Raw genomic sequence first — 20023 nt, forward strand, 5'->3', positions numbered from 1 at the left:
TATGCTGACGCTGCTCGCGGACCTGTCGTATCTCTTCAGTCCGCTCAACATCTTCCGCTACATCACCTTTCGCGCCGCGATGGCGGCCGCGACGGCGCTGTTTTTCGTCTTCTTCTTCGGTCCGACCAGCATCGCCGCCTTGCGGATCAAGCAGGGCAAGGGCCAGCCGATCCGCGAGGACGGCCCCGCCTCTCACCTCGTGACGAAGAAGGGCACGCCCACCATGGGCGGGCTCATGATCCTCTCGGGCCTCGTCGCCGCCACGCTGCTCTGGGCGAATCTGCGCAACTACTATGTCTGGATCGTGCTCTTCGTCACCGTGTCCTTCGGCGCGATAGGCTTTTATGACGACTATCTGAAGGTGACGAAGCAGTCGCACGCCGGCTTCTCCGGAAAGGCGCGGCTGGCGCTCGAATTCCTCATTGCCGGACTCGCATGTTACTTTCTCATGCGGGTCGGCGGCGAGAACATGTCGAAGCTCGCGATCCCCATGGTCAAGGGCTACATAGGTTCGCTCGGCCTGTTCTTCGTCGTCTTCGGCGCCTTCGTCATCGTGGCGGCCGGAAATTGCGTCAATCTCACGGACGGTCTCGACGGCCTAGCCATCGTGCCCTCGATGATTGCAGTGGGAACCTTCGCGATCTTCGCCTATCTGGTCGGCAACTCGATCTTCTCGAATTATCTCGGCGTCAATTATGTGGCGGGCGTCGGCGAACTCACCATCGTCTGCTCGGCCTTCATCGGCGCCGGCCTCGGCTTCCTGTGGTTCAACGCGCCGCCGGCGCAGATCTTCATGGGCGATACGGGCTCTCTCGCGCTCGGCGGCCTTCTCGGCACTGTCGCCGTGGCGGTGAAGCAGGAATTCGTGCTCGTTATCGTCGGCGGCCTTTTCGTGCTCGAGGGCGCCTCGGTCATCATCCAGGTGGCTTATTTCAAGCTCACCGGCAAGCGCATCTTCCTGATGGCGCCAATCCACCATCACTTCGAGCAAAAGGGCTGGAAGGAGCCGCAGATCGTCATCCGCTTCTGGATCATCGCCTTCGTTCTGGCCCTGACGGGCCTCGCGACCCTGAAGCTGAGGTGACGATGACTCCCGTTACGACATTCAAGGACAAGCGCGTCGCGCTTTTCGGTCTCGGCGGCTCTGGCCTTTCGACCGCCCGGGCGCTGATGGCCGGCGGCGCGCATGTGCACGCCTGGGACGACGGCGAGGCCGGGCGTCTGAAGGCTGTCGCGCAGGGCGTGCCGCTGGAGGATCTTTCGCAGGCCGACTGGTCGCAATTCGCGGCCTTTATTCTCACGCCCGGCGTGCCGTTGACGCATCCGACCCCGCACTGGACCGTGCCGCTTGCGAAGGCGGCGGGCGTCGAGATCATCGGCGACGTCGAGCTCTTCTGTCGCGAGCGCGCGGCCCATACCGGCGGCTCGCCTTTCGTCGCCATCACCGGCACCAATGGCAAGTCGACGACGACCGCGCTGATCGCGCATATTCTGCGCGAGGCCGGTCGCGACGTGCAGCTCGGCGGCAATATCGGCGTGCCGATCCTCGATCTCGAGCCGCCCTCCGACGAGCGCATCCATGTCATCGAATGCTCGTCCTTCCAGATCGATCTGGCGCCGTCTCTGAACCCCACCATCGGCCTGTTGATCAACCTTACGCCCGATCACATCGACCGTCATGGCTCGATGGAGAATTACGCGGCCGTCAAGGAGCGGCTCGTCGCCGGCGCCGAGGTCGCGCTTGTCGGCGTCGATGACATTTACACTCATGCGATCGGCGCGCGTCTCCTGGCCGCGGCGCGCCCTGATCAGCGGGTCGTTCCGGTTTCCGGCGCGCGCGCGCTGGACTGGGGTTTCTATGTCGAGGACGGCAGCGTCTATTTTCGCGAAAAGGGACATCCGCCGGAGGAGGCGGAGCTGATCGGAACGCTCAAGGGCGCTCGGGCGCTGCGCGGCGCGCACAATGCGCAGAACGCCGCCTTCGCCGCCGCCGCCACATGGGAATGCGGCCTCGAGGATGACGAGATTGCGCAAGGCCTGCTGAGCTATCCGGGCCTGCCGCATCGCATGGAAGAAGTCGGACGCATCGAGCGCGCGCTATTCGTCAACGACTCGAAAGCGACCAACGCCGCCGCGGCGGAAAAAGCGCTGGCGAGCTTCGACGACATTTACTGGATCATCGGCGGCAAATCGAAAGAGGGCGGCATCGAGCCCTTGCGCGACTATTTCCCGCGCATCCGCAAGGCCTATCTCATCGGCGCCGCGAGCGATGAATTTGCGCGCACGCTGGAAGGCGCGCTTCCATTTGAACGCTGTGAGACGCTCGATGTCGCAACGACGCGTGCGGCGCTCGACGCGCTTGCGGGCGAGGCGCAGGAGCCTGTCGTCCTGCTGTCGCCGGCCTGCGCCTCATACGATCAATTTCCCAATTTCGAAGTGCGCGGCGACGCCTTTCGCGGAATCGTGCATGGACTGCCCGCGATACTCGCGGCGCGCAGAGGAGCACACACATGATTTCGCGCGCGGAGCGGACGCCCTTCTCGGACTGGGCGTGGACGGTCGACCGCTGGCTTCTCGCCAGCATCGGCCTTCTCATCGTCGCGGGACTCGTCTTCGCGATGGCGGGCAGCCCGCCTGTCGCCGAGCGCCTGCATCTGGCGACCTTCCATTTCGTCAACCGGCAGGTCGCCTATCTGCTGCCGGCGCTTGCGGTGATGATCGGGACGTCCTTCCTCTCCCCGCGTCATGTGCGCCGCACGGCGCTCGTCATCTTCGTCATCTCGCTCGCGCTCGTCGTCGCGACCCTGTTCTTCGGGCAGGAGGTGAAGGGCGCCAAGCGCTGGATCTTCGGCATCCAGCCCTCGGAGTTCCTGAAACCCGCCTTCGTGGTCGTCGTGGCCTGGGCCTTCTCGGAGGGCGCGCGCCGCAAGGACGTGCCGGGCAATACGATCGCCTTGCTGCTCTTTCCGCTCACGATCGGCCCGCTGGTGCTGCAACCCGACTTCGGCCAGACCATGCTGATCTCCATCGTCTGGGCGGCGCTGTTCTTCATGGCCGGGCTGCACTGGATCTGGGTCGTGGGGCTTGGCGGTCTCGGCGGCTTCTCCGCGCTGCTCGCCTATAAATTCGCGCCGCACGTCCGGGCGCGCATCGACGCCTTTCTCGAGCCGCCGCCGCCCGTCGCGGGCGTGCCGTCGAACTTCCAGTCCGAGACGGCGCTGGAAAGCTTCATCGCCGGCTCGTGGTTCGGCAAGGGGCCGGGAGAGGGAACGGTGAAGCGTATCCTTCCCGACTCGCATACGGACTTCATATTTGCGGTGATCGGCGAGGAGTTCGGCGTGATCGTCTGCATCGCGCTCGCCTCCGTCTTCGCCTTCATCGTCGTGCGCGGGCTTTTCTCCGCGGCGCGAAATGAAGATCCCTTCTGCCGCTTCGCGACGGCGGGACTGGTCATGCTCTTCGGTCTGCAAAGCTGCATCAACATGGCTGTGAATGTGCATCTCATGCCCGCGAAAGGGATGACGCTGCCCTTCGTCTCATATGGCGGTTCGTCGCTGATTTCGCTCTCGCTCGGCATGGGCTTCCTGCTCGCCGTCACGCGCAAGCGTCCGCGCACGCGCGTTCTCACAGAGGTCGCCGTGAGCGGTCAGCCGGCGGTTGCGTGACATGAGCGAAGCGCCCATCCTTCTCGCCGCCGGCGGCACCGGCGGCCATCTCTTCCCGGCCGAGGCTCTCGCCCATGCGCTTGCTGCACGAGGCGTCGCGGTGGAGCTCGTCACCGACGAACGCGCGCTGCAATATGGCGCGAGCTTTCCCGCGCGCGCCATGCACACGATCCCTGCGGCGACGCCGCGCGGCGGTTCGCTCCTCGCGCGCGCGCAGGCCGTGGCGCGTCTCGCTTACGGAACCGCGCAGGCGGCGGCGCTGCTGCGCAAATTGCAGCCGCGCGCGATCATAGGTTTTGGCGGCTACCCCACGGTGCCGCCGCTGCTCGCGGCGTCCATGCTGCATATTCCAAGCGTGCTGCATGAGTCGAATGGCGTGATGGGAAAAGCGAACCGCTTTCTCGCGGGCCATGTCGACAGGATCGCCGCGGGCCTGCCCAATCTCGCCGTGCCGGGCCCGTTGCAGGGCAAGGTCGTCGTCACCGGCAATCCGGTGCGTCCCAATGTGCTGGAGGCGGCGAAGCTTCCCTATCCCGACTTCGCGGACGGGCTTTTCCGCCTTCTCGTCACCGGCGGCTCGCAGGGCGCGCGCGTGATGGCGGACATCGTGCCGGAAGCGATCGCCGCGCTGCCGGACGATCTGCGCGCGCGCATCCGCCTCGTGCAGCAGACGCGCGCCGAAGACATTTCGCGCGTCGAGGCGATTTACAATAGCGCTAATGTCAAAGCCGAGATCGCGCCTTTCTTCACCGATCTTCCGGCGCGCATGGCCGCCGCGCATTTCATCATCGCGCGCGCCGGATCGGGAACTGTGTCGGAACTCGCCGTCATCGGACGGCCTGCGATGCTGGTGCCGCTGCCCCATGCGCTCGATCAGGACCAGGCGACCAACGCGGCCTTCCTGCAGCAGGCGGGCGCGGCGGAGGCCGTGAGACAGAGCGATTTCACGCCCGCGTTTCTCACGGCGCGCCTCGCGCAACTCATCGACGCGCCGCAGCAGCTCGCCGCGCGCGCGCAGGCCGCAAAACATGTCGGCGTCGCCGACGCCGCCGAGCGGCTTGCGGATCTAATTTTGAGCGTGGCCCAGGCCCGCGCTTTGGAACGGAGACAGGTATGAAGCTGCCGCGCGATCTCGGCCCCATTCACTTCGTCGGCATCGGCGGCATCGGCATGTCAGGCATTGCCGAAGTGCTGCTCAATCTCGGCTATAAGGTGCAGGGCTCGGACGCTTCCGAAAACGCCAACGTCAAGCGCCTGTCCGAGAAGGGCGCTTCCGTTTTTATCGGACACGACGCAAAGAACCTCGGCGACGCCGCCGTCGTCGTCGTCTCGACCGCGATAAAGCGCGACAATCCGGAACTCGCGGCCGCGCGCGAGAAGCGCCTCCCGGTCGTGCGTCGCGCGGAGATGCTCGCGGAGCTGATGCGCCTCAAGCAATGCGTCGCCATCGCCGGCACGCATGGCAAGACGACGACGACCTCGCTCGTCGCCACGCTGCTCGACGCCGGCGGACTCGATCCGACGGTCATCAACGGCGGCATCATCAACGCCTATGGCACCAATGCGCGGCTCGGCGCCGGCGAATGGATGGTTGTCGAGGCCGACGAAAGCGACGGCACCTTCCTCAAGCTACCCGCGGACGTTGCGATCGTCACAAATATCGACCCCGAGCATCTCGACCATTTCCACACATTCGACGCCATAAAGGAAGCCTTCCGCAATTTCATCGAGAACCTTCCATTCTACGGTTTCGCGGTGATGTGTCTCGATCATCCGACGGTTCAGGAGCTCGTCGGCAGGATCGAGGACCGCCGCGTCATCACCTATGGCGAAAATCCGCAGGCGGACGTTCGGCTGCTCGACGTCAATCTGGAAGGCGGGGTCTCGCGCTTCAATGTCCTGCTGCGCGACCGCAAGACGGCGCAGGCGACCTATCTCGAAAATCTCGTGCTGCCCATGCCGGGCCATCACAATGCGCTGAACGCGACGGCTGCGATCACCGTCGCCTATCAGCTCGGCCTCTCGCCGGATCAGATTCGCAAGGCGCTCGCGGGCTTCGGCGGCGTCAAGCGCCGCTTCACGCGCACGGGCGACTGGAATGGCGTGCAGGTCTTCGACGATTACGGCCATCATCCGGTGGAAATCGCCGCCGTGCTGCGCGCCGCGCGCGCGTCCACGAAAGGCAAGGTCGTCGCCGTGATGCAGCCCCACCGCTTCACGCGCCTGCAATCGCTGTTCGACGGCTTCTCGACCTGTTTCAACGACGCCGACGTCGTCATCATCGCCGACGTTTATCCCGCCGGCGAGCAGCCGATTCAGGGCGTCGATCGCGACGCGCTCGTCAACGCCATTCGCGCGCATGGTCATCGCCGCGCCGTGGGGCTGCCGTCGCCGGAGGTCCTGCCCGCGATGGTGCGAGAGATCGTCGCGCCGGGGGATTATGTCGTGTGCCTCGGCGCCGGCAATATCACGCAATGGGCCTATGCGCTGCCGGAGCAGCTTGCGGCGGGCGGCGCGCAGTGACCTTCCCCGACCTCACCGCCGATATCGCGCGGCTCATGCCGCAATTGCGCGGACGCGTGAGCGCGAATGAGCCGCTCGCGCCCTACACCTGGTTTCGCGTGGGCGGTCCGGCGCAGCTTTTGTTCATGCCCGCGGATGAGGGGGACCTTGCCTATTTTCTCGCGCACCTGCCGCGCGAGATTCCCGTCACCGTCATCGGCCTCGGCTCGAATCTCATCGTGCGCGACGGCGGCGTCGCGGGCGTGGTCATACGCCTCTCTGCAAAAGGCTTCGGCGAAATCGCCGTCGAAGACCATTGTCGTCTGCGCATTGGCGCCGCTGTGCCCGATGTGAAGGCGGCGCGCGCGGCGGCCGACGCGGGCATCGACGGACTGGCCTTCTATCGGGGCATTCCCGGCGCCATCGGCGGCGCGTTGCGCATGAACGCGGGCGCGCATGGCGGCGAGACGAAGGACGCCCTTATCGAAGCGTGCGGCGTCGACCGTAACGGCGATATTCGCGTCTTCGCCAACGCCGACATGGGTTACACTTATCGCCACTGCTCGGCGCCGGATGATGTGATCTTCACGAGCGCGCTTTATCAGGGGCGTCCCGGCGATCCGAAGCAGATTCTCGCCGAGATGGATCGCATAACGGAAGCGCGTGAAGCCTCGCAGCCGATCAAGGAAAAGACCGGCGGCTCGACCTTCAAAAATCCTGATGGCCACAAGGCGTGGCAGTTGATCGACGCCGCCGGCTGTCGCGGACTCGTCGTCGGCGACGCGCAGGTGAGCGAGATGCATTGCAACTTTCTCATCAATCGCGGCAGAGCGACCGCGGCCGACATCGAGACTCTCGGCGAGACGGTGCGTCGTCGCGTGCGCGAGACGAGCGGCGTCGAGCTGCAATGGGAAATCAAACGGATTGGCGTTGCATAGATGAGCTCCATCAGTTCGAGACATGCGCCGGGAGTGATGACCGAACGTCGGCCTGCGCGGCTTGCGTCGACGCTGGCAAGCCCCTGGACGACGCTTGCGCTCGCGCTGATCGCGATCGCGCAGCAAATCGCCGGTCATCTCGACTGCGATGTTTCCTGGTTCATCACTTTCGCGGAGAAATTTCTCGACGGCGCCGTTCCCTATGTCGACGTCACCGATCCCAACCCGCCCGCCGCTTTTCTGGCGCTGGCGCCGGCGGTCGCCCTGGCGCGCGCGCTCGATGTCGCAGTGGAGCCCGTCGTTGCGGGCCTCGTTTTCCTTTTCGCCTATGTTTCCTTCATCGTCAGCGCGCTGGTCTTCCGTTCCGGCGCGCCGCGTTCGCGGGAGGATTGGGGCCTGCTCGTAAACGGCGCCGTGTTCCTGCTGCTCATCACGCCCGCGATGGTTTTCGCCGAGCGCGAGCATATTGCGCTTCTGGCGCTTGCGCCCATGCTCGCGACGCTCGCCGCTTCAGCCGAAGGCGGCCGCGTCGCTACTCCGCTGCGCGTCATCGCTGGCGCCGGCGCCGGCGTCGCCGTGTGTTTCAAGCCCTTCTTCGCGCTCGCCATCGTTCTGCCGGCCTTGGCGCTCGCCGCGCGCGAGCGCTCGCCCCGGCTTTTGTTGACTGCGGAAATGGCGACGGCGCTTGGCGTCTGCTTCGGCTATGCGGCGGCGACGCTGCTGTTCTTCCCGGCCTACGCCGGTTACGCGCTGCCCGTGATCGTCGACGTTTACCAGCCGGCGCGCGACACTTCGAGCAATCTGGCGTTCTTCACGCTTGCGCCTTTCAACATCGCGCTGCTTGTCGCGCTCGCCATAGCATCCGCGCGCGGCTTCGCGACGCCGCCGGTGGCTCCCGGCTTCGTCGCGCCCGCTGCGGCGCGCGTCTGCGCCTATGCGTCGGCCGCTTTTCTGGCGGGCTTCTTCCTGCAGGGAAAAGGCTGGAGCAACCATGCGTTTCCGGGCGTCGCGCTCGCGCTTCTCGCATGGTGTTTCTTCGCGCTCGACAAGCATCCGCGCGTGCAGGCGGTCCGCGACGGACGGCTGTTCAAATTCGTCTTTCTTCCCGCCTTCATCGCCGCGCCGATGCTGTTCGGCGCCGTCAAGGTGCTGACCAATGTCGAGGAGCATCCGGGTTTGCGCGCGGAAATCGCGCGGGTCGCGCCGCCGCATCCGCGTGTGATCGCCATGGCGCGCCAGCTGGACTATGGCCATCCCGTCACGCGCCAGCTCGACGGCGTGTGGGTCGGCCGCCCCAACGCCCTATGGACGGCCAGTCTCGCGGCCTATCTGTTGCGCGACGTGAAAGATCCGCAGTGGCGCGCGCGTCTCGAGGAATATCGACGCCGCGATCTTGCGGGCTTCATGGAGGATGTGCGCGACGGGCGGCCCGACGTGATTGTCGTCGAGGACAGGGACACGCGCGAATGGGTCGTGAAGCAGCCCGAAACGGCGCGCGCGCTCGACGGTTACGAGAAGGCCGGACAGGCCGGGGAGATCGAGATCTGGACGCGCAAGGCGCCGTGACAATATTGCGCCGCTCAAGGCGGCGTCCCGGCCTGAGCGCGAATCACGTATCATTGTCCGTCCATCCGCGAAGCGAATTTTGCCAAGCGTCCCCATTCCGGCTGCGGCTCGCCAGACGTCGAGCTTCGGCCTCCCGCCAAGAAACGCTCAAGCGAGGCTTGCAGCCTCATTCCAGACAACGAGACCGTGATGACCAAACATGTCGCCGTGCTGATGGGCGGACTTTCCGCCGAACGCGAAATCTCGCTGCGCTCGGGCGAGGCCTGCGCAAAGGCGCTCGAGGAGCAGGCTTATCGCGTCTCGCGAGTCGACGTGGGTCATGACGCCGCAAGCGTTCTGGCTGCGCTCGAGCCTGACGTCGCCTTCAACGCCCTGCACGGCAAGTTCGGCGAGGACGGATGCATACAGGGCGTGCTGGAGCTTCTGCGCATTCCCTACACCCATTCGGGCGTGCTCGCGTCGTCGGTCGCGATGAAGAAGGACGTGGCCAAGGTCGTGATGGCCGCCGCCGGCGTGCCGGTGCCGAAAGGCCGAGTCGTCCATCGGCTGGAGGCGGCGAAGGCGCATGTGCTGCCGGTTCCCTATGTATTGAAGCCGATTTCGGAGGGCTCATCCTTCGGCGTCTTCATCATCACGGACGGCGACGCGCCGCCGCCGCAGGAGCTTGCAAGGGCCGACTGGGCGCATGGCGATCTGATGCTTGCGGAGCAATTCATCGCCGGCCGCGAACTCACCTGCGCGGTGATGGGCGACCGCGCGCTGGACGTGATCGAAATCCTGGCCGCAGACGGCGGATGGTACGACTATCACGCGAAATACGCGAAAGGCGGCTCGAAACACGTTCTTCCTGCAAATCTTAAACAGAATATTTACCAAGAGGTTCAACATTTAGCCATCGAGGCTCACAGAGCTCTCGGCTGTCGCGGCGTCAGCCGCGCGGACTTCCGATACGACGACCGCCCCGGAGGTACGGGCGAGCTCGTCGTATTGGAAGTGAACACGCAGCCGGGAATGACGGAGACCTCGCTCGTGCCAGAAATGGCGGCTTATGCAGGTTTTTCGTTCGGCGAGCTTGTCAGATGGATGGTGGAAGACGCGTCCTGCGATCGTTGAGGGAGTCGGTAGCGGCTTCCCTTCCGCTTGTTCATGCCCCCTTCGCCCAGGCCCGCCCGGCGATAGCGGGCGCCCCGACGGCTCCCTTTCAGCCCGCGCCCGCAAGTTCTCCAACGCCTCGCGCGCAGTCGCGCCGTCGCGTCGATGTTTCTTCCCGACTGTCGCGCTTCGCGGCGCTCGGCCGGCCGGGCGTCGGACTTGCGGCCACGGTCCTCCTGTTCGGCGGCGTCGGCCTCGCGGGTTTCGTGCAGAATGGCGGCTACGCCGATCTCGTCGCCCGTGAAGGCGAGCCCTGGGACATTGTCGCGCGCGCCGTCGGCTTCGACATTTCCGCCGTCACGATCACCGGTCAGTCGCGGATGAGCGAACAGGAATTGCTCGTCGCCTCCGGCGTCGGCCCGCGCCAGTCGCTGCCTTTTCTCGACGCCAATGCGGTGCGTGAGAGACTGATGGCGGTTCCGCTCGTCAAATCGGCGCGGGTGATGAAGCTCTATCCCAATCGCCTCGTCGTGGCGATAGAGGAGCGCCAGCCTTCGGCTTTGTGGCAGCGGGACGGGCATGTGTCGGTCGTTTCCGAGGACGGCGTGGCGATCGACGATCTGCGCGACGACCGCTATCTCAATCTTCCCTTCGTCGTCGGCGAGGGCGCGCAGAAGCGCCTCGCGGAATTTTCCATGCTGATGAAAGTCGCCGGCGATCTTGCCAAGCGCGTCAAGGCGGGCGTGCTCGTCGCCGGCCGCCGCTGGGATCTCGAGATGACCAACGGCGTCATGGTCAGGCTTCCCGAGCAGAATCCCTTCGGCGCGCTGGAGACGCTCTCGCGCCTGCAGCACGAGGCGCGCGTCCTCGACAAGGATGTGATGTCCATAGATCTGCGCATGACGGATCGCGTCACCGTTCGTCTCACCGAAGAAGGCGCCGCCTCGCGCGAGGCGACGCTGTCGCGCAAGTCGCACAAGAGTGGTGGTTAGAGTCATGAAGGCCCAAATCGTTCCGCCGCGTATGAAGCCCCTTTCGCCGCGCCGCTCCGCGACGCTCGCGGCTCTGGACGTCGGCACGTCGAAGATCGCCTGCCTCATCGCGCGCCTCACGCCGGTCGGACAGGTCGCGCCGGGCGATTGGCGCACGCATCGCATTCGCGTCGTCGGCATCGGGCATCAGCGTTCGCTGGGCGTAAAGCACGGGCTCGTCGTCGACATGGACGAAGCCGAGCGCGCCATTCGCCAGACTGTCGACGCCGCCGAACGCATGGCCGGCATGCAGGTCGACCGGGTCATCGTCACCGCTTCCGGCGGGCGCCTCGCCTCCGAGCATTTCCAGGCGAAGCGCGCCATCGGCGGCCGCGAGGTCGCCGAGTCCGACATCCATCGCGTGCTGGAGGCGTCCGCCGCGCATCATCTGCATCGCGGCCGCGTGGCCGTGCATTCGTTGCCCACGGGCTTCTCGCTCGACGGCGTCAGCGGCATTCGCGAGCCCAAGGACATGATCGGCGACGAGCTTGGCGTCGACCTTCACGTCGCGACCTGCGATCAGGCGGCGGCGCGCAATCTCATTCTCGCGGTGGAGCGCGGCCATCTCGGCGTCGAGGGCATGGCGGCGACGCCTTATGTCTCCGGCCTCTCCGTGCTCGAGCCAGACGAGGCGGAGATGGGCGTCGTGGTGGTCGACATGGGCGCGGGCTCGACGTCGCTCGCCGTCTTCGCGCGCGGCGAGCTGGTTCATCTCGACGCCGTGACGCTCGGCGGCAATCACGTCACCATGGACATCGCCCGCGGACTCGACGCCCGCCTCGCGGACGCCGAGCGCCTCAAGACATTCCATGGCTCGGCGATCGCCTCCTCATCCGACGATCGGGAGACCGTATCCTTCGATCATGTCGGCGAGCGCGGCCCGCACAAGGCACACGCGCCGAAATCGCATCTCGTGCGCATCATCCGTCCGCGCGTGGAAGAGACGCTCGAATTCCTGCGCGATCGTCTCGCGCGCGCCGGCTACCCCTCGGGCCCGAGTCGCCGCATCGTGCTTACCGGCGGCGCGAGCCAGCTCACCGGCGTCGCGGAAGCCGCGCGCAGAATCCTCGGCGGCCAGGTCCGCGTCGGTCGTCCGATCGGCGTCGAAGGTTTGCCCGACGCGGCGCGGAGCCCAGCCTTCGCCGCCGCCGCCGGACTCCTTGTCTACCCGCAGGTCGCGGGCCGCGAATATTTCGAGCCGCATCGCTTCGAACGGGCGGCGACCGGAACCGACGGTTACATGACGCGAGTGGGTAGATGGTTAAAAGAAAGCTTCTAGAATCGGGAGCAAGTGATTCTCCAGACTCCGCGCGTTCGGGCCAGTGAGACCGAGACGAGCCGCCGAGCGGAAATACCGAGGACGACGCGTTCGGCGACGGGGCGTCCAAGGATACGGACAACCGACGCCGATGAGCAGTGTAAATATCGAGAGGCCTGGCAAATGACGATCAATCTCAAAGCTCCCGAACTGCGGGAATTGAAGCCCCGCATCATGGTCTGCGGCGTGGGCGGCGGCGGCTGCAACGCCGTCAACAACATGATCTCGTCCGGCCTGTCCGGCGTCGATTTCCTCGTCGCCAACACCGATGCGCAGGCGCTGGCTTCCTCGCCTGCCGAGCGCGTGATTCAGATGGGTCTGCAGGTCACCGAGGGTCTCGGCGCCGGCGCGCAGCCGGAGGTCGGCCGCGCCGCGGCTGAAGAAGCCCGCGAGGAAATCCGCGAGCATCTGCAGGGCGCGCACATGTGCTTCGTCACCGCCGGCATGGGCGGCGGCACGGGCACGGGCGCCGCGCCGGTCATCGCGCAGATCGCGCGCGAGATGGGCATTCTCACGGTTGGCGTCGTCACCAAGCCGTTCCACTTCGAGGGTCAGCGCCGCCTGCGCATCGCCGAGTCGGGCATCGGCGAATTGCAGAAATGCGTCGACACGCTGATCGTCATCCCGAACCAGAACCTCTTCCGCATCGCCACCGAGAAGACGACCTTCGCGGACGCCTTCGCCATGGCGGATCAGGTGCTCTATTCGGGCGTCGCCTCCGTCACCGACCTCATGGTCAAGGAGGGTCTCATCAACCTCGACTTCGCCGACGTCCGCTCGATCATGCGCGGCATGGGCAAGGCGATGATGGGCACGGGCGAAGCCACGGGCGAGCGCCGCGCGAATCTCGCGGCCGAGGCGGCCATCGCCAATCCGCTGCTCGACGAAGTGTCGATGAAGGGCGCGCGCGGCCTGCTGATCTCCATCACCGGCGGTCACGACCTCACCCTCTATGAAGTGGACGAGGCCGCAAGCCGCATCCGTCAGGAAGTCGACGAGGACGCCAACATCATCCTCGGCGCGACCTTCGACTCCTCGCTCGAAGGCGTCGTGCGCGTTTCGGTTGTCGCGACCGGCATCGATCTCGCCGCCATCACGGCGGACGATCCGACGAGCCAGGCCCGCATGGCGGAAGCAGCCGAGCGCATGCGCATCCAGATGCAGCAGTCGGCGAAGCCGCAGCCGGCGGCTCCGGTCGCCGAGGCGCCCGCCCAGATCTACACGGCGCCCGAGCGCGCGCCCGCGCCGGCCTATCAGCCGGAAGCGCGCGAGCCCGCTCCGCCGTCCTACTTCGCCGAGCCCGCGCCGGTCGCGCCGTCGACGATGACGACCAATGGCGTCTATCTGGAGCCGGCTCCTGCGCGTCACTCCTACAGCGAGCCGATGATGGAGCCGGCGCCGCGCATGGCCGCCGAGCCCGCCCCGGCGCCCTATATTCCGCCGGCCCCCGAAATGCCGCGCGCGCCGCGCATGCCGCAGATCGAAGACTTCCCGAAGCCGATTCAGGATCAGATCCGCCAGCAGCGCGCCGAGGCGGCGCATGATCCGCGCCGCAAGTCGATCTTCGAGCGTCTCGCCTCCTTCGGCGCGAGCCGTCAGGAAGACGCGATGCACGGCGGTCCGGCGCCGGCCCCGCAGGCCCAGCCCGCGCCGATGCCGCCGCGCGCGCCGGCCGCGCCTCAGCCGACGCAGACCCATGCGGAATACGGCAAGCGTCCGGCCGCGCCGGCGCCCCAGCCGCAAGGTCATGCGCCCGCCCATGCGGCGCTCGACCCGCATGGCCGCCGCGCCCCGGCGCCGCGTCCGGTCGAGGAGGATCACCTGGAGATCCCCGCTTTCCTGCGCCGCCAGTCAAATCACTGACGCGCCCCGCCGCCGAAAGTTCAGGGGCCCGCCTCGTGCGGGCCCCTGTTTTCATGGGCGCTCGGCAATCTGTAACAATCTGTAAGAAAGCGTGACTGGAGCACGCCCGGGTCCATCGGCTAATCTGGCCGGCGTTCTTGGCCGATTCCACCGCCGGGAGGGTTGCGTCATTCGCCCGACATCACGCGCCACGCAAACCACGCTTGGCCGCACCATCACGCTCTCCGGGCGCGGCGCGCATGGGGGCCGCTCCGCGCGCGTGACGCTCGCGCCCGCATGCGCGGACGCCGGAATCCAGTTCAGCGTCGCGGGCGTGGAAATCCCGGCGCATTGGCCCTGTGTCGACGCGACCCAGCTTCGCACGCAGATCGCGGCGCAAGGCGCGTGCGTCTCGACGGTCGAACATCTGTTGGCCGCGCTGGCCGGTCTTGGCGTCGATAATGCGCTGATCGATGTCGAGGGCGGCGAAATCCCGGCGATGGACGGCTCCGCGGCGGACTTTGTCGACGCGGTCGACGAAGCCGGCGTCATCGATCTCGCAGCCCCCCGCCGCTATTTGCGCGTCACCAGATCCGTGCGCGTAGCCGACGGCGCCGGCTGGGCGGAGGTGCGGCCGGCGGACAGCGGCCTGCATCTCGACGTCGAGATCGCCTTCGACGGCCGCATCGGGCGTCAGCGGCGCGCGCTGGCGCTGACGCCGCAAACTTTCCGCCGCGAGATCGCGCGGGCGCGCAGCTTCGGTTTCCTGCGCGACGCCCAGCGGCTCTGGCGCGAGGGCCTGGCGCTCGGCGCCTCGCTCGACAACACCGTCGTGCTCGACGGCGAGACCGTCCTGAACCCGCACGGCCTGCGCTTCCCCGACGAATTCGTCCGTCACAAGATGCTTGACGTCGTCGGCGACCTCGCGCTCGCCGGAGCGCCGATCATCGGCGCCTTCCGTTCCTATCGCGGCGGACACCGGCTCAATCTGGCCCTGCTGGAGGCCATGGCGCGCGAAGGCGCCGCCGAGCGCTGCGAAATCCGGCCGTCGATGGAAGCGCCCGCAGCTCTGGACGCCTCCTTATCCTGAAAATTTGCCGAGTGCGCCGCGTTTCCCGGACTCCCGGCACGTGCGGCGCGGCTTTCACTGCTGCGAGATCGTCGATGTCGGCGCGCCATTGGTGGTGTTTCCGGCAATCCGGTTGTTGCCGAAGGAAACCACTGCGCCGCCCGCGACGCTGATGCCGGTCGTGTTGTTGTAGATCCCGGTCTCCGACAGACGCACGGTCCCTTGTGCGCCTGCCGTCCTGACGCCGATCTGGTTGTCCGAGAGAATGGATCTTTCAAGATCAATTTCGCAGACTGCGGTCGCGCATTGAGTGACCACCCCGATCGAGTTTCCGCTGAACACGCTGTTCTGGACGCTGGCCCTGCTGCGATCGAGAAGCCGCAAGCCGTCGCCGGTGCGGGACGCAGTGACATTGACGAGATCGACCAAGGCGGAGCCGGCGGCGCCGGGCTGAACGAAGACTCCGCCCGCCGTCGCGCCGAGATTGTTCGAGATGGTCGAATTCGCAACGATTAACCTTCCTGCGGTGTTCGGTTCGAAGTCGATCGCCTTCTGCGTGAATCCGAAGATTTTGACGTTTTCGACGATCAGCGTGTTGCCGGCGAGAAAGCGAATTCCATTCAATCCGTTTCCGGCGCCGTTGATGTCGATATTACGTAACTGGACAATATCATTAGGGCCAGCGTTGACGATGACGCCATTTACGAGCGAAGCGAGAATGCTCGCCGTATGCCCGCCGCCGCCGTCGATCGTGATCGCTTTGGTGATTGTGACAGCCCCGAACCCGCCGGGGTCGATCGTGTTGATCTCGCCCTTGGCGGCGGTCTTGGAAATCGCCCCGGCGAAGGTCTTGCAGGGCGCCGTGCGCGAGCAGGGGTTGGCGTCGTCGCCGACGCCGGAAACCCAGGTGCGGGTCGCCTGCGCGCCGGCGGGCGCGGCGCCGAACAGGAGGCCGCAAGCCATGAATGACAACATTAACAATGAGATGTATTTCATGGGGCGCCCTCTCGTTTGTGGCGGCTTTTTTCCTTGCGCGCACGCATCCCCACCTTCGGTTACGTGCAGATGAGTTTATAATGCGCCAATTGTAGCGGCGCTGCGTGTCTTCAACCTGCTGAGGCGAATGTCGCGCGGAGCGACGCGGCGGCCGCCATGAACCGCGAACAGCGGGCGGAATTTCTTATCGTAACGCCAATGGCCGCGCTTCGCCATAATCTCGCCAGAAGGGAGTCTTTACCCTCTGCCGTCTCGAGACAATCCGCCGCCTCGCCCCGCCGGCGCCGCGGCGCGGGGCGCCCGAGGTGGCGCGGATCGGCGGTTTAGGCTAAGAGGCTCACGAGCGCGCGACGTCGTCGCTCTTTGCCGCAAGGGGCGCAATATATGTCGGTTATCGCTATTTCCTTCCGTTCTGCGATGCGGACGGCCCGTCTAGGCGCTCTTGCCGCGGCGGCGGCCGTCGCTGTTTCCCCGGCGCCGGCGCGCGCCGACCTTCTCGACTCCGTGACGAGCGGCTTCGGACTCTTCGGCGGCGGCGAGAAATACAAGACGGAAATCCTGCCCGACATCCCCGCCGACGACCTCTACAATCAGGGTCTCGCCAGGCTGAAGAGCAAGGATTACGAGGGCGCCGCGAAAAAATTCGGCGATCTGGAAAAGCAGTATCCGTCGTCCGAATGGTCGCGCAAAGCCTTGCTGATGACGACTTTCGCTCAGTTCCAGAAGGGCGCCTACGACGAGTCGGTGCAATCGGCGCAGCGTTACATCGGCCTTTATCCGAATTCGGCGGATACGCCCTACGTTTATTACCTCGCCGGAATGTCCTTCTATAATCAGGTGCCGGACGTCATGCGCGACCAGCAGCCGGCGGAGAAGGCGCTGGAGATCTTCACCCAGCTCATCCAGAAATATCCGAAGTCCGAATATGTGACGGACGCGCGCTACAAGATTCAGGTGACGCGCGACCAGCTCGCCGCCAAGGAAATGAACGTCGGCCGCTTCTATCTGACGCGCAAGAATTATCCGGCGGCGATCAACCGCTTCCACGACGTGCTCGGCAAATATCAGACGACCCGCCACACGGAGGAGGCGCTGTACCGCCTCACCGAAGCCTATATGGCGATGGGCGTGACGAACGAGGCGCAGACCGCCGCCGCGATTCTGGGCCACAACTTCCCCGACTCGCAGTGGTACAAGGATGCGCACGCCTTGCTGAAGACCGGCGGGCTGGAGCCGCATGAATATACGGACTCCTGGCTCTCCAAGATCGGCAAGACGCTCCACGCCATCTGACGCGGCGCTATCGAGTGTGGGCCTGAATGAAGGCGCCGGCGTTCGCAAGCGCGCGCCGGCCGTCTTCGAGCCGCGCATTCCACATCGGCCATGCATGGATCATGTGCGGCCAGATTTCCAAAGTCACGGCGACATCGGCGGCGCCAGCCGCGGCGGCGAAGCGCGTCGAGTCCGCGAGCAGCGTCTCGTCCGATCCCACCTGGATGATGAGCGGCGGCAGTCCGCGCAACGCCCCATAGAGAGGCGAAACGCGCGGATCCTTGCGATCCACGCCCGCGGGGACATAGGCGCTCGCCAATTCTTCGAGATAGGCCTTGTGGATCAGCGGATCGACGGCGTCCTTCGTTGCGAGCGTGTCACCGGACATGGCGAGATCGGTCCATGGCGAGGCCAGCCAGGCGCAGGCGGGCAGCGCCTCGCCGCCGTCGCGCAACCGGTTCATCAGCGCGACGGTCAGGCCGCCGCCGGCGCTGTCGCCGCCCACGGCGACGCGCCCAGGTGCGATACCCTGTGACAGCAGAAAGCGCCATGCCGCCAGCGCGTCGTCATAGGCGGCCGGAAAGGGATGCTCCGGCGCGAGCCGGAAGGCGACCGCCAGCGTGCGCGCCCGCGCCGCCCGGCCGGCCTCGGTGACCATTCGACGGTGGCTGACGAGCGACCCGGAGCAATAGCCGCCGCCATGAAAGAACAGCAGGACACGGCCGGGATCGGACCCCGGCGCGAGCGACCATTCGCCGGAAATTCCGTCGAAACGGGCGGGCTCCAGCGCGATGTCGGGCGCGACGGGCCAGAACGCGCCGACCTCCTCTATGCGCGCGCGCCGCTCCGCCCAGCCCACGGGCCGGGGCTTTGCGCCGAGAAGCGCGCGAATATCGTTGATTTCGGCTCCGGCCATGCCAACCTCCGTCGGGAAACGAATCGAACGCTCCGCCGGGAGCGAGCATCCCTCTCGTCAATGCGTGGCGTCACCGCAAAATGGCGTTCGCGCGCGGGAGCCCAAGAGTAACGCGTCATGCTTGTCCGTCTATCCATTCGCGACATCGTGCTCATCGACGAGCTCGACCTCGAATTCGGGCAGGGGCTCACGACGCTCACGGGCGAAACCGGCGCGGGCAAATCCATCCTTCTCGACGCCTTCGTGCTGGCGCTGGGCGGTCGCGGCGACGCCTCGCTCGTGCGCGCGGGGCAGGAGCAGGGGCAGGTCGCCGCCGTCTTCGATCTGCCGGCTGACCACCCCGCCCATCTCGCCGCGCGCGAATTCGGACTCACGAGCGACGATGAACTCGTTCTGCGCCGCCTGCAGATGGCGGACGGGCGCACGCGCGCTTTCGTCAACGATCAGCCGGCCACGGCGCAGGCGCTGCGCGCGATCGGCAGGGAGCTCGTCGAAATACATTGCCAGCACGACGACCGCGCGCTGGTCGATCCCGCCGCGCATCGCGCGCTCGTCGACGCTCACGGCGGATTGCAGACGCAGGCGAACGAGGTTCGTGCGCGTTACGGCGCCTGGCAGGCGGCGCGCCGCGCGCTCGCAGAGGAGGAAGCGCGCATCGCCAGAGCCCGCGCCGATGCGGATTACTTGCGCCACGCGCATGAAGAGCTGACGAAGCTCGCGCCGCAGGACGGCGAAGAGGAAGAACTCGCCGAGCGGCGTCTCTTCATGCAGCGCGCGGAGAAGGTTGCGACCGACATTCGCGACGCGCTCGCCGCATTCGCCAGCGACGCGGCGCCTGCCGGCGAAATCGCGCAGGTCGCGCGCCGCCTCGAGCGCCGGCTGACGCAGGCGCCGCAGATATTGGAGCCGCCGGCGCGCGCCCTCGCGCAGGCCGTCGACGCGCTGAGCCTCGCGGAACAGGCGCTCGAGCAGGCGCTGGCGGAAACCCGTTTCGACCCCGCCGAACTGGAGCGGGTCGAGGAAAGGCTCTTCGCGCTGCGCGGCGCCGCGCGCAAATATCACGTGACGGTCGCGGAGCTGACGAAGATCGCACAGAAATTCGCGGACGACATCGGGGCGCTCGACGCGTCGGAAGCACGGCTCGTGAAGCTCGGCAAGGAGCTTGCGGCGGCGAAGGCGGGCTATGACGAAGCCGCCCGCGCCCTCTCCGCCGCGCGCCAGAAGGCGGCCAAAAAACTCGACGCGCTCGTCGATGCGGAGCTGAAGCCGCTGCGGCTGGACGGCGCGCATTTCATGACGCAGGTGACGAGCGATCCGGAAAACGGCGGGCCGGAGGGCGTCGACCGCGTCGAATTCTGGGTGCAGACCAATCCCGGTTCACGTCCCGGCCCGCTCACCAAGGTCGCCTCGGGCGGCGAACTCGCCCGCTTCATGCTGGCGCTGAAGGTCGTGCTCGCCGACCGCGGCTCCGCGCCGACCCTCGTTTTCGACGAGATCGACACCGGCGTGGGCGGCGCCGTGGCGGACGCCATCGGCCAGCGTCTCGCGCGCCTCGCCACGCGCGCCCAAGTGCTTGCCGTTACGCATGCGCCGCAGGTCGCCGCGCGGGCGAGCCGCCATTTGCGCATCAGCAAAGGCGCGCCGGCGAAGGCCGGCAAATCCGCAGGCAAGGACAGGCGCGTCGCAACCAGCGTCGCCGTGCTCGCAGAAGCCGAGCGGCGGGAGGAAATTGCGCGTATGCTGTCGGGAGCGGCGATTACGGACGAAGCGCGCGCGGCGGCGGCGCGACTGCTGCAGGGCGCGGACTGATCTTCTT

At 66.5% G+C, this 20023-nt stretch carries 16 protein-coding genes; 14 read left to right on the forward strand and 2 right to left on the reverse strand.

Features of this window, described 5'->3' with window-relative positions:
- Position 1: 1 nt before the first annotated feature.
- From mraY to lpxC, 12 genes are all read left to right on the forward strand, one after another.
- Positions 2-1084, forward strand: coding sequence for a phospho-N-acetylmuramoyl-pentapeptide-transferase (gene mraY / locus LG047_RS14610; RefSeq protein ID WP_036283150.1), 1083 nt, complete (start codon positions 2-4; stop codon positions 1082-1084).
- Positions 1085-1086: 2 nt separating this feature from the next.
- Positions 1087-2514 (forward strand): UDP-N-acetylmuramoyl-L-alanine--D-glutamate ligase, encoded by a 1428-nt coding sequence (murD, locus tag LG047_RS14615; protein WP_227967496.1) that lies wholly within the window; start codon positions 1087-1089, stop codon positions 2512-2514.
- Entirely contained in the window at positions 2511-3665 is a 1155-nt protein-coding gene (locus LG047_RS14620; RefSeq protein WP_036283148.1) for an FtsW/RodA/SpoVE family cell cycle protein, read from the forward strand. Before murD ends, LG047_RS14620 begins: the two co-directional genes overlap by 4 nt.
- Position 3666: 1 nt before the next feature.
- Positions 3667-4782, forward strand: a complete 1116-nt coding sequence (gene murG, locus LG047_RS14625) for an undecaprenyldiphospho-muramoylpentapeptide beta-N-acetylglucosaminyltransferase (RefSeq protein ID WP_227967497.1) — start codon at positions 3667-3669, stop codon at positions 4780-4782.
- Complete coding sequence (gene murC / locus LG047_RS14630; protein WP_227967498.1) at positions 4779-6188, forward strand: UDP-N-acetylmuramate--L-alanine ligase; 1410 nt, start codon at positions 4779-4781, stop codon at positions 6186-6188. Before murG ends, murC begins: the two co-directional genes overlap by 4 nt.
- Positions 6185-7105 carry a UDP-N-acetylmuramate dehydrogenase gene (gene murB / locus LG047_RS14635; RefSeq protein WP_227967499.1) on the forward strand — a complete coding sequence of 307 codons (921 nt, stop codon included), beginning with the start codon at positions 6185-6187 and terminating at the stop codon, positions 7103-7105. The genes murC and murB overlap by 4 nt, the downstream gene beginning before the upstream one ends.
- A 36-nt stretch (positions 7106-7141) precedes the next feature.
- Complete coding sequence (locus LG047_RS14640; protein ID WP_227967500.1) at positions 7142-8671, forward strand: hypothetical protein; 1530 nt, start codon at positions 7142-7144, stop codon at positions 8669-8671.
- Positions 8672-8860: 189 nt separating this feature from the next.
- Positions 8861-9784, forward strand: coding sequence for a D-alanine--D-alanine ligase (locus LG047_RS14645; RefSeq protein ID WP_227967501.1), 924 nt, complete (start codon positions 8861-8863; stop codon positions 9782-9784).
- Positions 9751-10755, forward strand: a complete 1005-nt coding sequence (locus LG047_RS14650) for a cell division protein FtsQ/DivIB (RefSeq protein ID WP_227967502.1) — start codon at positions 9751-9753, stop codon at positions 10753-10755. Before LG047_RS14645 ends, LG047_RS14650 begins: the two co-directional genes overlap by 34 nt.
- 4 nt (positions 10756-10759) lie before the next feature.
- Positions 10760-12073 carry a cell division protein FtsA gene (gene ftsA / locus LG047_RS14655; RefSeq protein WP_227967503.1) on the forward strand — a complete coding sequence of 438 codons (1314 nt, stop codon included), beginning with the start codon at positions 10760-10762 and terminating at the stop codon, positions 12071-12073.
- 162 nt (positions 12074-12235) lie between these two features.
- Entirely contained in the window at positions 12236-13975 is a 1740-nt protein-coding gene (gene ftsZ, locus LG047_RS14660) for a cell division protein FtsZ (protein WP_227967504.1), read from the forward strand.
- A 91-nt stretch (positions 13976-14066) separates the two neighbouring features.
- The gene (gene lpxC, locus LG047_RS14665) at positions 14067-15044 is read left to right on the forward strand and encodes a UDP-3-O-acyl-N-acetylglucosamine deacetylase (protein ID WP_227967505.1); all 978 of its coding nucleotides are present in this window, start codon (positions 14067-14069) and stop codon (positions 15042-15044) included.
- A gap of 54 nt (positions 15045-15098) precedes the next feature.
- Here the strand turns inward: lpxC and LG047_RS14670 are convergent, their stop codons facing one another.
- Complete coding sequence (locus tag LG047_RS14670) at positions 15099-16019, reverse strand: right-handed parallel beta-helix repeat-containing protein (RefSeq protein ID WP_227967506.1); 921 nt, start codon at positions 16017-16019, stop codon at positions 15099-15101.
- Between the two features lie 384 nt (positions 16020-16403).
- Between LG047_RS14670 and LG047_RS14675 the strand changes: the two genes are divergently transcribed.
- Positions 16404-17312 (forward strand): outer membrane protein assembly factor BamD, encoded by a 909-nt coding sequence (locus LG047_RS14675; protein WP_227967507.1) that lies wholly within the window; start codon positions 16404-16406, stop codon positions 17310-17312.
- A 7-nt stretch (positions 17313-17319) separates the two neighbouring features.
- Here LG047_RS14675 and LG047_RS14680 read toward each other — a convergent pair whose 3' ends face one another.
- Positions 17320-18207: an alpha/beta hydrolase gene (locus tag LG047_RS14680; protein WP_227967508.1), complete on the reverse strand. Its 888-nt coding sequence runs from the start codon at positions 18205-18207 to the stop codon at positions 17320-17322.
- Positions 18208-18324: 117 nt separating this feature from the next.
- Between LG047_RS14680 and recN the strand changes: the two genes are divergently transcribed.
- Positions 18325-20016: a DNA repair protein RecN gene (recN, locus tag LG047_RS14685; protein WP_227967509.1), complete on the forward strand. Its 1692-nt coding sequence runs from the start codon at positions 18325-18327 to the stop codon at positions 20014-20016.
- Positions 20017-20023: the final 7 nt, after the last annotated feature.

It is taken from the genome of Methylocystis sp. WRRC1, assembly GCF_020733155.1.
In the GTDB taxonomy this organism is placed as follows: Bacteria; Pseudomonadota; Alphaproteobacteria; order Rhizobiales; family Beijerinckiaceae; genus Methylocystis.

Excerpts from the sequence above, each read along its gene's own strand:
- LG047_RS14675 (WP_227967507.1), top strand. The coding sequence starts at position 16,404 with ATGTCGGTTATCGCTATTTCCTTCCGTTCTGCGATGCGGACGGCCCGT.
- LG047_RS14670 (WP_227967506.1), bottom strand. The coding sequence starts at position 16,019 with ATGAAATACATCTCATTGTTAATGTTGTCATTCATGGCTTGCGGCCTC.
- murG (WP_227967497.1), top strand. The coding sequence starts at position 3,667 with ATGAGCGAAGCGCCCATCCTTCTCGCCGCCGGCGGCACCGGCGGCCAT.
- LG047_RS14645 (WP_227967501.1), top strand. The coding sequence starts at position 8,861 with ATGACCAAACATGTCGCCGTGCTGATGGGCGGACTTTCCGCCGAACGC.
- murD (WP_227967496.1), top strand. The coding sequence starts at position 1,087 with ATGACTCCCGTTACGACATTCAAGGACAAGCGCGTCGCGCTTTTCGGT.
- ftsZ (WP_227967504.1), top strand. The coding sequence starts at position 12,236 with ATGACGATCAATCTCAAAGCTCCCGAACTGCGGGAATTGAAGCCCCGC.
- ftsA (WP_227967503.1), top strand. The coding sequence starts at position 10,760 with ATGAAGGCCCAAATCGTTCCGCCGCGTATGAAGCCCCTTTCGCCGCGC.
- LG047_RS14650 (WP_227967502.1), top strand. The coding sequence starts at position 9,751 with ATGGATGGTGGAAGACGCGTCCTGCGATCGTTGAGGGAGTCGGTAGCG.
- recN (WP_227967509.1), top strand. The coding sequence starts at position 18,325 with ATGCTTGTCCGTCTATCCATTCGCGACATCGTGCTCATCGACGAGCTC.
- mraY (WP_036283150.1), top strand. The coding sequence starts at position 2 with ATGCTGACGCTGCTCGCGGACCTGTCGTATCTCTTCAGTCCGCTCAAC.
- LG047_RS14640 (WP_227967500.1), top strand. The coding sequence starts at position 7,142 with ATGACCGAACGTCGGCCTGCGCGGCTTGCGTCGACGCTGGCAAGCCCC.
- LG047_RS14620 (WP_036283148.1), top strand. The coding sequence starts at position 2,511 with ATGATTTCGCGCGCGGAGCGGACGCCCTTCTCGGACTGGGCGTGGACG.
- murC (WP_227967498.1), top strand. The coding sequence starts at position 4,779 with ATGAAGCTGCCGCGCGATCTCGGCCCCATTCACTTCGTCGGCATCGGC.
- LG047_RS14680 (WP_227967508.1), bottom strand. The coding sequence starts at position 18,207 with ATGGCCGGAGCCGAAATCAACGATATTCGCGCGCTTCTCGGCGCAAAG.